This window comes from Streptomyces sp. 142MFCol3.1 (assembly GCF_000424945.1).
Lineage (GTDB): Bacteria > Actinomycetota > Actinomycetes > Streptomycetales > Streptomycetaceae > Streptomyces > Streptomyces siamensis.
Genome location: NZ_AUKV01000019.1, coordinates 158,879 through 171,803 on the forward strand (window position 1 = coordinate 158,879; position 12,925 = coordinate 171,803).

13 protein-coding genes and 1 riboswitch are annotated in these 12,925 nt (G+C 72.9%); of the genes, 7 read left to right on the forward strand and 6 right to left on the reverse strand.

Features of this window, described 5'->3' with window-relative positions; all coding sequences use genetic code 11:
* The first annotated feature begins 21 nt into the window (after positions 1-21).
* The 3 genes from H305_RS0127190 (at position 22) to H305_RS0127200 (ending at position 3,173) form a co-directional block, all read left to right on the forward strand.
* A complete protein-coding gene (locus H305_RS0127190) occupies positions 22-651 on the forward strand; it encodes a TetR/AcrR family transcriptional regulator (protein ID WP_028803209.1) in 630 nt (209 codons plus the stop codon).
* A 367-nt stretch (positions 652-1,018) separates the two neighbouring features.
* Positions 1,019-1,633 carry a DUF4126 domain-containing protein gene (locus H305_RS0127195; RefSeq protein WP_028803210.1) on the forward strand — a complete coding sequence of 205 codons (615 nt, stop codon included), beginning with the start codon at positions 1,019-1,021 and terminating at the stop codon, positions 1,631-1,633.
* Positions 1,634-1,679: 46 nt separating this feature from the next.
* Positions 1,680-3,173: a phytoene desaturase family protein gene (locus tag H305_RS0127200; RefSeq protein ID WP_028803211.1), complete on the forward strand. Its 1,494-nt coding sequence runs from the start codon at positions 1,680-1,682 to the stop codon at positions 3,171-3,173.
* Between the two features lie 120 nt (positions 3,174-3,293).
* Here H305_RS0127200 and H305_RS0127205 read toward each other — a convergent pair whose 3' ends face one another.
* From H305_RS0127205 to H305_RS47185, 6 genes are all read right to left on the reverse strand, one after another.
* Positions 3,294-4,238: a membrane protein gene (locus H305_RS0127205; RefSeq protein ID WP_028803212.1), complete on the reverse strand. Its 945-nt coding sequence runs from the start codon at positions 4,236-4,238 to the stop codon at positions 3,294-3,296.
* A 56-nt stretch (positions 4,239-4,294) separates the two neighbouring features.
* A complete protein-coding gene (gene metF, locus H305_RS0127210; RefSeq protein ID WP_051371002.1) occupies positions 4,295-5,218 on the reverse strand; it encodes a methylenetetrahydrofolate reductase [NAD(P)H] in 924 nt (307 codons plus the stop codon).
* A 218-nt stretch (positions 5,219-5,436) separates the two neighbouring features.
* On the reverse strand, positions 5,437-6,096 hold the full coding sequence (gene thiE / locus H305_RS0127215; protein WP_028803214.1) for a thiamine phosphate synthase: 660 nt from the start codon (positions 6,094-6,096) through the stop codon (positions 5,437-5,439).
* 86 nt (positions 6,097-6,182) lie between these two features.
* Entirely contained in the window at positions 6,183-6,548 is a 366-nt protein-coding gene (locus H305_RS0127220; RefSeq protein ID WP_028803215.1) for an Rv2175c family DNA-binding protein, read from the reverse strand.
* Positions 6,549-6,812: 264 nt separating this feature from the next.
* Positions 6,813-8,033 (reverse strand): NAD(P)/FAD-dependent oxidoreductase, encoded by a 1,221-nt coding sequence (locus tag H305_RS0127225; protein WP_028803216.1) that lies wholly within the window; start codon positions 8,031-8,033, stop codon positions 6,813-6,815.
* Between the two features lie 28 nt (positions 8,034-8,061).
* Entirely contained in the window at positions 8,062-8,466 is a 405-nt protein-coding gene (locus H305_RS47185; protein WP_051371004.1) for a hypothetical protein, read from the reverse strand.
* A 52-nt stretch (positions 8,467-8,518) separates the two neighbouring features.
* Positions 8,519-8,631: riboswitch (TPP riboswitch) on the forward strand.
* On the opposite strand from H305_RS47185, the gene thiO reads away from it, so the two are divergent.
* The 4 genes from thiO (at position 8,629) to pknB (ending at position 12,887) form a co-directional block, all read left to right on the forward strand.
* Positions 8,629-9,789, forward strand: coding sequence for a glycine oxidase ThiO (thiO, locus tag H305_RS0127235; RefSeq protein WP_028803217.1), 1,161 nt, complete (start codon positions 8,629-8,631; stop codon positions 9,787-9,789). Its footprint overlaps the riboswitch before it by 3 nt.
* Positions 9,786-9,986: a sulfur carrier protein ThiS gene (thiS, locus tag H305_RS0127240; RefSeq protein ID WP_028803218.1), complete on the forward strand. Its 201-nt coding sequence runs from the start codon at positions 9,786-9,788 to the stop codon at positions 9,984-9,986. Before thiO ends, thiS begins: the two co-directional genes overlap by 4 nt.
* Before the next feature lie 3 nt (positions 9,987-9,989).
* Entirely contained in the window at positions 9,990-10,784 is a 795-nt protein-coding gene (locus H305_RS0127245) for a thiazole synthase (RefSeq protein WP_028803219.1), read from the forward strand.
* A gap of 159 nt (positions 10,785-10,943) precedes the next feature.
* The gene (gene pknB / locus H305_RS0127250) at positions 10,944-12,887 is read left to right on the forward strand and encodes a Stk1 family PASTA domain-containing Ser/Thr kinase (RefSeq protein ID WP_028803220.1); all 1,944 of its coding nucleotides are present in this window, start codon (positions 10,944-10,946) and stop codon (positions 12,885-12,887) included.
* Positions 12,888-12,925 lie beyond the last annotated feature (38 nt).

Here is a 12,925-nt window from a genome sequence, read left to right on the forward strand (position 1 = left end):
GGTCCTGTGACAATCGGGGCCATGGAAAGCACCAGCACCACGGCGGGCGGCGGCGGCCGTCGCGAGGCGACCCGGCAGAAGCTCTACGAGGCCGCCGTCACCCTGATCGCCGAACAGGGCTTCTCCGCCACCACGGTGGACGAGATCGCCGAGCGCGCCGGGGTCGCCAAGGGCACGGTCTACTACAACTTCGCGAGCAAGTCGGTCCTCTTCGAGGAGTTGCTGCGGCACGGCGTGGGCCTGCTCACCGCCTCATTGCGGGAGGCGGCCGAGAAGACCGCGCGCGACGGCGGCAGCAAGGTCGACGCACTGGACGCGATGATCCGCGCGGGGCTCGTCTTCATCGACCGGTATCCGGCCTTCACCCAGCTGTACGTGGCGGAGCTGTGGCGCACGAACCGCGCCTGGCAGTCCACCTTGATGGTGGTCAGGCAGGAGGCCGTGGCGGTCGTCGAGAACGTCCTGCGCGAGGGCGTGGCGGGCGGCGAGCTCAGCGACGAGATCGACGTCCCGCTGACGGCGGCGGCGCTGGTCGGCATGGTCCTCGTGGCCGCTCTGGACTGGCAGGCCTTCCAGCCGGAGCGCTCGCTGGACGACGTGCACGCGGCGCTGTCCCGGCTGCTCCAGGGACGCGTGAGCGGCGGCCGCTGAGGGCGGGAGCGCAGCGGAGCCGGACAGGCGAGAGCGCCGGCTCGTTCGGCCGCGTCCCCCGCGGGCCGATCGGACCGGCGCCTCGCCGTACTCCCCCGTCGGGCCCCGCTCCGGTCGTCCCCCGGGTCCCCCGTGCCTCACTCCCGCCGACCGGGTCGGCGGAAGGAGCGGCAAAGGGCGCGAGAGCCGTTCCGCCGCCCCGTGTCGGCGGTACCGGAGCCGCGCCCCTCTCCGTGTCTCCACTCTCTCGTTCGCGCAGGTCGGGCCCCATCCGCGCGCGTACTCATCTCACTCACTGAGTACGTGTACTCAGTCGTACGCACTCATGCCCAGGCCGTGCGGTCGGCCACTGGTTACGATCGCGTCCGTGTCGGTACTCCCCCTGGTCTTCACCAGCGGCTGGGCCAGCGGCATCAACGCGTACGCGGTGGTGCTGCTCCTGGGCGTCTTCGGCGCGACCGGTCTCACCGACGACGTCCCCGAGTCGATGCAGCGCCCCGAGGTGCTCGCGGTGGCGGGCGCGCTGTTCCTGTGCGAGGCGGTCGCCGACAAGATCCCGTACGTGGACTCGGCGTGGGACTCGGTGCACACGGTGGTGCGGCCGGTCGCCGGCGCCTGGATCGGCGCGCTGCTCGCGGGGCAGAGCGGTTCGCTCTCGGACGTGGTGGCGGGTCTGATCGGCGGTTCGACGGCGCTGGCCAGCCACACGGTCAAGGCCGGCACCCGGATGGCGGTGAACACCTCCCCGGAACCCCTCAGCAACATGGTCATCAGCCTGGCCGAGGACCTCGGGGTCGGCACGATCGTCACGTTCGCGATGTTCCACCCGCTGGCGGCGGCGATCGTCGCGGCCGTTCTGCTCGTGGCCGGACTGGTCGTGCTGTTCTTCCTGGTCTCGCGGATCCGCCGGTTCCTGCGGCGCCGTGCCCAGCGGCGGGAGGAGAGACGGCTCGCGGCGCGGGTCGAGCGGCCCCCCGACTGAGCTCCCGCGGGCGGGACTGTCGGAGGCGGCCGATAAAGTCCCTGGCATGGCACGAATTGCGGTGATCGGCGCCGGGATGGGCGCGATGGCGGCGGCCGCCCGGCTGGCCGTCGCGGGCCACCGGGTGGTGGTGTACGAGCGCACGGCGACGTACGGCGGCGCGCTGCGCCGCGTCGAGCGCGACGGCTTCACGTTCGACACCGGCCCGGCGCTGCTGCCGCTGCCCGCGGTCCACCGCGACCTGTTCGTCAAGACGGGGAAGCAGCCGCTGGAGGAGTGCGTCGAACTGGTCCAGGTCGACCCCTCGGCCCGGCACCTCTTCGCGGACGGCACGGAGGTGTCCCTGCCGAACGCCTCCCGCGCTGGAGTCGTCTCCGCGCTGGACGAAGCGCTCGGGGCGGGCACGGGCGGGCGCTGGGGCGACTTCCTGGTGCGGGCCCGCGAGGCGTGGGACCGCACGCGCAGACCGCTCCTGGAGGAGCCGCTGTGGCCCAACTGGCCGGTGCTCGCCCAGCAGGAGCCCTATCCCTCGGTGCCGCACAAGAAGCTGCTGCGCACCCGCCGGGCCGCCACCCTCGCCGAGGTCGGCGCCTGGGAGCTGCGTGAACCGCGCCTCGCGGCCCTGCTGGAGAGCCACGCCCTGGCGTACGGGCTCGATCCGCGCGTGGCGCCGGCGAGCGCCGCCGTGCTGCCCTACATGGAACACGCCTTCGGCACCTGGTACGTGCGCGGCGGCCTGAGGGAACTGGCCCGCGCGGTGTACGAGCGGTGCCTCGCCCGCAAGGTGGAGTTCCGCTTCGGGGCGGACGTCGCACGGATCGTCGAGAAGGACGGCCGGGCGGCGGGTGTGGAGCTCGCGGCCGGCGCCGTGGAGGAGGCCGACTTCGTGGTCACGGGTGTGGCGCCCGGCGTGCTGCGCGACCTTGTCCCGCAGGCGGCGGTCCGGGGGGACGGGGAGGTCCCGCCGCAGAGTGGGGCACCGAGCAGGCTGACCGTGTTGCTGGCGCTGCGCGGCGGGCGGCCCGAGGGGGTGGCGCACCGGACGGTGGTCCACTCGGCCGACCGTGACGACGAGTTGGACCGCCTGTTCGGCGAGCGCCCGGGGCTGCCGGCCTCGCCCACCGTGGTGGTCACGCGCCCCGACGACCCGGCGACGGCCCCGGACGCGGAGCACGAGGCGGTGACCCTGTCGGCCACCGTGCCCTCGGGCTTCTCAGTGTCCGACTCGGACGTGGAGCGGGTTCTCGGCGCCGCCGGGCGCGCGCTGCCCGGCCTGCGCGAGCGGCTGCTTTGGCACGAGGTTCGCACCCCGGCGGACATCGCGGACGAGACGGGCGCGGAAGGCGGCGCGGTTCCTGCCCCGGCGCTCGCCGCCGCGGACGGCCGGCTGCTGCATCCGTCGAACGCCACGCGCATGCCGGGTCTGTTCGCGGCGGGCGGCTGGGCGCACCCCGGCGGCGGTCTTCCGCATGCCGGCATGTCGGGGGCGTTGGTGGCCGGGCTGATCGTGGAGGGACCGGAGTTCCGCGGGTCGCAGTGAGCGGTCCCGGTGACCGGACGGGGGACCGGGATCGGACGAGGGACCGAGTCCGGACGGCCGGTGCGGACGGGCGGCCGGTGCGGACGGGCGGCCGGTGCGGACGGACGGCACCGGCCGCGGTCAGTACCGGTACTGCTCGTCGTACCCGTTGCCGGAGCCCGTGCCGTTGCCGTCGCCCTGGTAGGGATACGGCTGCTCGGGCGGGAGTTGGCCGCCGTACGGGTCGTCGGTGCTGCGCTGCTGGGGCACCCAGACTCCTCCCGCCGGGGTCTCGCCGCCGTAGGTGCCGGTGCCGGCGTACTGGTCCTGGCCGTACCCCTGCTGCGGGTACTGCTGCTGCCCGCCGTAGGTGGTGTCGTATCCGGCACCGCTGTAGGTCTGCGTGCCGATGTACGGGTCGGAGTAAGCGGCGTACTGCTGCTGGCCGTTGTCGTAGGAGTACTGCTGCTGGTTGTAGCCCGAGTAGTCGTAGGCGTAGGCCTGCTGGTCCTGGGACTGGGGGGCGGCACCGTAGGACTGGTCGGTGGCCGCGGCGTACGCGTTGTCGCCGTAGATGCCGTAGGAGCCGGTGTCCTCGGGCAGGGGCTGCGGCTCGTACACGGCGGTGGCCTCGGCGGCAGAGGGTTCGTTCGCCCCCGTCGGCGCGAACCGGTCGGACTGATTGGGCGAGAAGACGTCGTCGTCGCCGGCGTAGTCGTCACCGTGCGCGTAGGCCGCGCCGTCGGCGGCTTCGAGGTCGGAGACCTCCAGTGTCGGATCCTGGTACTCCGGCTCGCCGCGACGGCGCTTGCTGGGCCTGTCAGGGCCGGAGCGGCCGTTGATGGCCCAGCCCTCGGCGAAGCCGCGGCGGAACGACAACGTGACGTAGGTCTGGCCGACCGCGAAGGCGGCCGCGCCCAGCCCGATGACCACCACCGAGGGCATCAGCACACCGAGGACGACACCGAGGAAGCCGACGAAGGCGAGCAGGCGGTAGCGCAGTCGCGCCTTGTACTGCAGCAGGACCTCGCCGAGCAGCCACAGCGCGACCACTCCGAACGCGAAATAGAGGACCGTCCAGCCCATGTACGCCCCTCTCCCAGTGGCCGCTACGCAGTGTGTCGTACGCGGGTGCGACCGGTCTAGGCCTGCTGTGGGTGGTGCAGACCCAGATTCTCGTAGATTTCCAGCGTCGCCGTGGAGTTGTTCAGCGTAATGAAGTGCAGTCCGGGGACTCCCTCGGCCAGCAGCCTCGCACAGAACTCCGTTGCGAACTCGATGCCAATGGAGCGTACAGCCGCCGGATCGTCTTTGGCTGTGAGGATCCGCTCTTTCAGGGCGTCCGGGAATACGGCGTTGCTGAGCTTCGGGAGCCGCTCCAGCATCTTCACACTCGTGACGGGCATGACCTCGGGGATGACCGGTGTCGCGCAGCCTGCCTCGGCCACGCGGTCGCGCAGTCGCAGATACGACTCCGGGTGGAAGAACATCTGCGTGATGGCGTAGTCGGCGCCGGCGCGGCACTTGTCGACGAAGTGGCCGACGTCCAGGTCCCAGTCGCTGGACCGCGGGTGCATCTCCGGGAAGGCCGCGACGCCTACACAGAAGTCCCCCGACTCCTTGATGAGCCGGACGAGTTCGGCCGCGTAGGTCAGGCCCTTGGGGTGCGGCACCCACTCCCCCATGGGGTCGCCCGGCGGGTCGCCCCGCACGGCGAGCATGTTGCGGATCCCGGCGTCGGCGTACTGGCCGATGATGTTGCGCAGTTCGGCGACGGAGTGGTTGACGGCGGTGAGGTGGGCGACCGGGGTGAGCGTGGTGTCGACGACGATCTGCTGGGTCTCCTTGACGGTGCCCGCACGCGTGGAGCCGCCCGCCCCGTAGGTCACGGAGACGAAGTCGGGCGCGACAGCCTCGACCCGGCGGAGCGCGTTCCACAGGTTCCGCTCGCCCTTGGGAGTCTTCGGCGCGGAGAACTCGAACGAGTACGTCGCCTTGCCGGTCGCGAGCATGTCGCGCACGGTGCGTGCGCGATCAGTCCTGGTGGAGGCAGATCCGAGGGCCATACCGGCAGGTTAGCCAGGGGGCGCCGGTACCCCAACCGGACCGACACAAAATGTCCGATCTGTCGACTTCTTGTCCACCCCTCGGACAGATCCCGCGGACAGCGCCCGCGGACCGTGCCGCGAACGGGACGCGGGACGGCTCCCCGGCACGGCCGGAACGCAGAACGGCGTCCCCGCGGCGCCGGGACACCGGACGGCGCCGTGCCGGACGCTCGCGCCTACGCGCCGCGCAGTCGCTTCGCGAACTCCCCCGCAGCCGCGCCCGGGTCGTCCGCCTCGGTGATCGCCCGGACCACGACGACCCGGCGGGCGCCCGCGTCGAGCACCTCGTCGAGGTTGCCGAGGTCGATGCCGCCGATGGCGAACCAGGGGCGGTCGGTGCCGAGCGTCGCCGTGTGCCTGACCAGGTCGAGGCCGGGTGCGTGGCGGCCGGGCTTGGTGGGCGTCGGCCAGCAGGGGCCGGTGCAGAAGTAGTCCACGCCCTCCTGGACGGCGGCGGCCGAAGCCTCGGACTCGGCGTGCGTGGAACGGCCTATCAGCACGTCGTCGCCGAGGACGGCGCGGGCCGCCGGGACCGGAAGGTCGCCCTGCCCCAGGTGGAGCACGTCGGCACGGGCGGCGTGGGCCACATCGGCCCGGTCGTTGACCGCGAGGAGCTTGCCGTGCCGGGCGCAGGCCTCCGCGAAGACCTGGAGGTGCTCCAGTTCCTCGGCCGCCTCCATGCCCTTGTCACGCAGCTGCACGATGTCGACGCCGCCCGCCAGAGCCGCGTCGAGGAACTCGGCGAGGTCGCCCTGGCGCTTGCGGGCGTCCGTGCAGAGGTAGAGACGGGCGTCGGCGAGCTGGGCGCGCGCGGTGGTCGCGGCGTTCTCGGGCATGCGTGTGTCCCCCGTGGTCGGTGCGTACGGACCACGGGGCCAGGGGCTGGCGGTCCGCGGTCCGTACGCCGGACGGTCGGTTCAGGTCAGACGGCGAGCGCCTGGGCGCGGCGCTTCACCTCCGTGCCGCGATTCTCGCTCAGGGCCTGCGCGGGAGTACCCGGCAGGGTCGGGTCGGGAGTGAAGAGCCACTCCAGCATCTCTTCGTCGGTGAAGCCGTCGTCCCGCAGCAGCGTCAGGGTGCCGGAAAGGCCCTTGACCACTTTGTCCCCGTCGATGAAGGCGGCGGGGACGTGCAGCGCGCGGTTCTCACCACGGCGTACGGCGATCAGCTGGCCCTCCTTGACCAGCTGCCGCACGCGGGTCACCTCGACGCCGAGCTGTTCGGCGATGTCGGGGAGGGTGAGCCAGGCGGGGACGAGAGCATCGATCTTTGCGTCAATCTCGGTCACGGGACAAGCCTGCCATCCCGGACTGACACTCGGTACCCGGGCACCGTCCGGGCGCGCGCCCCGTCCGGCTCCGCCATGGCTCCGCGCACGCCGTTCGGCCCCGGGCTCCCGCGCCTGCGGCACCCCCGGCGACCCGCCGCGCGCCGGGTGTCGCCCTGCGTCCGGCCACTCCGCCGGAAGGCCGAGGCGCGACCGCCGTGCCCCGAGAACTCCGCCCCGGCGCCTCTCCCGGCGCCTCCGCTCGCCTCCGGTGCGGCCGTCCGGTCAGGCGGTCGCCGACTTCAGGGGCCTGGCCGGATCCGCCAGGAGCTCCGGACTCATCTCGGCGCCCGCCTCGATCAGCCTGCGGCCCTGGGCGAGATCCCTCGGGCGGCCCACCGCCAGGAGGGCCACCAGGCGGGTGTCGCGGAGCCAGCAGACCGTCCACGCGGTGCCGGACGGGTCGCCGCGCCAGACGGTCGTGTCGTCGGGGGCGTGGTGCCCGACGTACTGGACGAAGCGGCCGAACTGCTCGGACCAGAAGTACGGGACCGGGTCGTACGCGGCGGGGGCCTCGCCGATGATGTTCGCGGCGACCGTGCGCGGGCCCTGGAGGGCGTTGTCCCAGTGGTGGACCAGGAGGCGGTCCTCGTACCGGCCCGACGGGAAGGAGGCGCAGTCGCCGACCGCGTAGACGTCCGGCAGGGAGGTGCGCAGGTGGTCGTCGGCCACGATCTCGCGATGGGCGCCCAGCTCGATGCCGGAGCCGGCGAGCCACGCGGTGGCCGGACGGGCGCCGACACCGACGACCACGGCGCCCGCGGGCACCCGGGAGCCGTCGTCCAGCACCACGGCACCAGGCTCGACACGCTCCACGCGCGCGTGGGTGCGCAGCTCGGCCCCGCTGTCCGCGTACCAGGCGGCCATCGGCGCGGCCACTTCGGCGGGCAGCGCCCCGGCGAGAGGGCGGTCGGCGGCCTCCACGACCGTCACCCTGCAGCCGGCCTCGCGCGCCGCCGTGGCGAACTCGGCGCCGATCCAGCCGGCCCCGACGACCACGATGTCGTGCTGCCGGGCGAGGACGGGACGCAGCCGTTCCGCGTCGTCGAGGGTGCGCAGCAGATGGACGCCGGGCACCCCTTCGGCGCCGGGCAGCCGGATCGGTTCCGCGCCGGTCGCGATGACCAGGACGTCGTACCGGACCGGACCCGCCTCGGTGTCCAGCTCGTGGTCGGCGGGGCGGACGCCGAGCGCCTCGCAGCCGAGCTGGAGCTCGATGTCCAGCGCCTCGAAGTCGACGTCGAAGGCCGAACCCTCGGACTTGCCGAGCAGCACGGCCTTGGACAGCGGCGGCCGGTCGTACGGCTGATGGGGCTCCGCGCCGATGAGGGTGACGCTGCCGGTGAAACCCTGTTCGCGCAGGGCGACCGCGGTCTGGACACCGGCCATGCCCGCGCCCACGACGACGACCCGCCGCTTCGTACGCTCCTGCGTCTGCTCGCTCACCTGATCACCATAGACACCTGACGATTCGTCAGTCAGCGGACGTGCTCAGTGAGCTGTTCCACACCGGCTCGTCCGCCGCCGGCGAATGCTCCACCCGGGCGACCTCCTCCACCGTGCTCGTCCCGCTGCCCGCCTGCGACTCCCACTCCCAGGTCTCCTCCAGGCGCAGCCGCCCGTCGGGCAGCTCCACCACGCGGGAGACGCAGTGGCCCGACGATGTGCCGCCGGTACGCCCCAGCTGTACGTACCGGAAGTCGAGACGGTCACCCTCACGGGTACCCACGAGGTGGCCGCGTACCACATCGCCGCCCGCGTACTCGGCCCAGATCTCCCCGTTCCGCTCGTGGTAGACGAAGCGGGTGCGGGTGCCCACCTGCCCCGGTGCCTGGTCGGCGACAGGGGCGAGAACGACACCGTCGAGCGATCGGGCCATGGGCGGAGGCTCCCTTACTGAGACATGTGACGGAGGGCTAGGGTGGCCAACGTAAAGCACTCGCGGGAGCCCGGACGCACCGGGCTGAGAGGGAGGCTGGGCGGCCTCCGACCGTACGAACCTGATCCGGGTCATGCCGGCGAAGGGAGGGGCTGGACGCCCATGTCGTCACGAACGCCCGACGTCCTGGTCATCGGGGGCGGGATCATCGGCCTGGTCACGGCCTGGCGGGCCGCGCAACGCGGGCTGGCCACCGCGATCGTGGACCCCGAGCCCGGCGGCGGGGCCGCGCAGGTCGCGGCCGGAATGCTCGCCGCCGTCACCGAACTGCACTACGGCGAGCAGACCCTGCTGGGCCTCAACCTGGCCTCGGCGCGCCGTTATCCGGACTTCGCCGCCGAACTCACCGAGGCGAGCGGCCAGGACGTGGGGTACCGCCGGTGCGGCACGCTCGCCGTCGCCCTGGACGCCGACGACCGCGCCCATCTGCGCGAACTGCACGCCCTGCAACGCCGGTCGGGGCTGGAGTCGGAGTGGCTGAGCGGCCGTGAGTGCCGCCGTCTGGAGCCGATGCTCGCGCCCGGCGTGCGCGGCGGCCTGCGGGTCGACGGCGACCACCAGATCGACCCCCGCCGGCTCGCCGGCGCCCTGGTCGCGGCCTGCGAGCGGGCCGACGTGGTGTTCCTCCGCACGTGGGCGGAGCGCCTGCGGGTCGAAGGCGGCAGGGCCGTGGGAGCCGTGACCACGGACGGCACCGAACTGTCCGCGGGCCAGGTGGTGCTCGCCGCGGGGAGCCTGAGCGGGCGTCTGGCGGGCGTGCCCGACGATGTGCTGCCGCCCGTGCGGCCCGTGAAGGGGCAGGTGCTGCGGCTGACGGTGCCGAAACGGTACGCGCCGTTCCTGAGCCGCACGGTCCGTGCGGTCGTCCGGGGCAGCCAGGTCTATCTGGTGCCGCGGGAGAGCGGCGAGCTCGTCGTGGGCGCGACCAGCGAGGAGCTGGGCTGGGACACCACGGTGACCGCGGGCGGTGTGTACGAGCTGCTGCGCGACGCGCACGAGCTGGTGCCCGGCATCACCGAACTGCCGCTCACCGAGACGCGCGCCGGGCTGCGCCCCGGCTCGCCGGACAACGCGCCGCTGATCGGCCCGACCGGCCTGGACGGCCTCCTGCTGGCCACCGGCCACTACCGCAACGGCGTGCTGCTCACCCCGGTCACCGGTGACGCCATGGCGCACGTCCTGACCACGGGCGAACTTCCCGACGTGGCCCGCCCCTTCACCCCGCGGCGCTTCGCCGCCGCCCTCACGGAGCAGCCGGCATGAACATCTTCGTCAACGGCGTGCGGCGGCAGATCGCCGCGGGGACCGCTCTCGACGCGCTCGTCGCCACGCTCACCGCCGCCCCCTCCGGGGTGGCGGCCGCGCTCAACGAAACGGTCGTCCCGCGCACGCAGTGGCCGCTCACGCCGCTGGCCGAGGGAGACCGCGTCGAAGTCCTCACCGCCGTCCAGGGAGGCTGACCGATGGCCGACGATGCCCTGGTCCTCGGTGGTACGTCCTTCTCGTCCCGGCTGATCATGGGGACGGGCGGGGCACCCAGCCTCGACGTCCTGGAGCGCTCGCTCGTGGCGTCCGGCACGGAGCTGACGACCGTCGCGATGCGGCGTGTGGACGCGTCCGTGCACGGCTCCGTCCTGTCCGTGCTCGACCGGCTCGGCATTCGCGTGCTGCCGAACACGGCGGGCTGCTTCACCGCGGGCGAGGCCGTGCTGACCGCCCGTCTCGCGCGCGAGGCGCTCGGCACCGACCTGGTCAAACTGGAGGTCATCGCCGACGAGCGCACGCTGCTGCCCGACCCGATCGAGCTGCTGGACGCCGCGGAGACCCTGGTCGACGACGGGTTCACCGTGCTCCCGTACACGAACGACGACCCCGTGCTCGCGCGGAAGCTGGAGGACGTCGGCTGCGCCGCGATCATGCCGCTCGGCTCGCCCATCGGCTCCGGGCTCGGCATCCGCAACCCGCACAACTTCCAGTTGATCACCGAGCACGCGCGCGTGCCGGTCATCCTGGACGCGGGCGCCGGGACCGCCTCCGACGCGGCGCTCGCCATGGAGCTGGGGTGCTCGGGTGTGATGCTCGCCTCGGCCGTGACGCGGGCGCAGGAGCCCGTGCTGATGGCGGAGGGGATGCGGCACGCGGTGGAGGCGGGACGCCTCGCCTTCCGCGCCGGCCGCATCCCGCGCCGTCACTTCGCCGAGGCGTCGTCCCCCACGGAGGGCATGGCACGACTGGATCCCGAGCGTCCGGCCTTCTGACGGAACGGCCCCTCGCGCGGATACCCCCACCCCGTACCGGACGCCTGTGCGAGAGCGGCGCGCGCGTGCGTACGCCGCGCGTCACAGCTCGGCTGCAGTCCCGCCCCGGTATCGGCCGAACGGGTCGTCGTGACAGTGGCGGCTCGTACACTCACCTGCGTGGATACGACCCTTCACGACCCGCTTGTCGGGCAGGTGCTCGACGGCCGCTACCGCGTCGAGGCGCGGATCGCGGTCGGCGGGATGGCCACGGTCTACCGGGCCCTGGACACCCGCCTCGACCGCGTGCTCGCGCTCAAGGTGATGCACCCGACGCTGGCCGCCGACGGCTCGTTCGTCGAACGGTTCATCCGCGAGGCCAAGTCGGTGGCGCGGCTCGCGCACCCCAATGTGGTGCAGGTCTTCGACCAGGGAGCGGACGGGTCGTACGTCTACCTGGCGATGGAGTACGTCGCCGGCTGCACCCTGCGCGACGTGCTGCGCGACCGGGGCGCGCTCCAGCCGCGGGCGGCGCTGGACATCCTGGAGCCGGTGCTCGCCGCGCTCGGCGCCGCGCACCGGGCCGGATTCGTGCACCGGGACATGAAGCCGGAGAACGTCCTCATAGGGGACGACGGCCGGGTCAAGGTGGCGGACTTCGGCCTCGTCCGGGCCGTGGACACGGTGACGAACACGACGGGCACGGTCCTCGGCACCGTGTCGTACCTCGCCCCCGAGCAGATCGAGCACGGCACGGCCGACACCCGCGTCGACGTCTACGCCTGCGGCGTCGTCCTGTACGAGATGCTCACCGGCGCCAAGCCGCACTCCGGGGATTCTCCCGCCCAGGTGCTCTACCAGCACCTGCACGCGGACGTGCCGCCCCCGTCGGGCCTGGTCCCCGGCATGGCGTACGCGCTGGACGACCTGGTCGTCACGGCGACCGCCCGCAACCCCGAGGTGCGCCCGTACGACGCGGTGGCGCTGCTCGGCCAGGTCCTCGAAGCACGGGCGGGGCTCACCGCCGAGCAGCTCGACGCCGTGCCGCCGGGCGCCCTCGCGGTGGGCCGCGACATCGCCGAGGACCGTACGAGCGTGATCCCGCGCTCGCTGTCCGTGCCCCGGCCGCTGCCGGTGAACGAACCCGACACGGACGGCGTGGCCTCGCACACCAGCCGGTTCGAGCGGACCACCCAGTTCGCCTCCGAGCCGCCGCTGCCCCGGCGCGGACCTGCGCGGCCCCGGCGCGGGATGCTGGCGATCGTCGCCGCCGTCGTGCTGGTGCTGGGCCTCGGCACCGGCATCTGGTACATCAACTCGGGCCAGTTCACCAAGGTGCCGCCGGTCCTCTCGAAGAGCGAGCAGGACGCCAGGGCTCAGCTGGAGAAGGCCGGGCTCGACGTGAAGTCGGTCAAGCACGCGTTCAGCGACACCGTGAAACGCGGCAGCGTCATCGGCACAGACCCGGCGGTCGGCGCCCGGATCCGCGCGAACGACTCCGTGACGCTGACCGTCTCCGACGGGCCCGAGACCGTGAAGGTGCCCGACCTGAGGGGCTTCGCCCTGTTCAAGGCGAAGGACGTGCTGAAGGACAAGGGTCTCGCCGCCGGCATGGTCAACCGCGAGTTCAGCGAGGACGTCGTCAAGGGCTTCGTGATCCGTACGGACCCGCAGGCGGGCACCGAGCGGCACGCGGGTTCGGCCATCGCGATCACCGTCAGCAAGGGCAGCCCGGTGGAGGTGCCCGAGGTCACGGGCTCGTCCGTCGAGGACGCCACCGCCGAGCTGGAGGACTCCGGTCTGAAGGTGAAGATCGCCACCAAGCGCGTCACCTCGGAGTTCGACAAGGGCCAGGTGGCCGAGCAGTCGCCGGCCGCGGGCCGCGAGGCCGCCGCGGGCGACACGGTGACGCTGACGATCTCCAAGGGCCCCGAGATGGTCGAGGTCCCGGACGTGGTGGGCGACAGCGTCGACGACGCCCACCAGAAGCTCGAGGGCGCCGGGTTCAAGGTCGACGAGGACCGCGGACTGCTCGGGCTGTTCGGCGACAAGGTCAAGAGCCAGTCGGTCGAGGGCGGGGAGACCGCACCCAAGGGATCGACGATCACCGTCGAGATCCGCTGAGCGCGAGGCCCGCGGCTCTGCCGCGGGCCGGCGCCCGC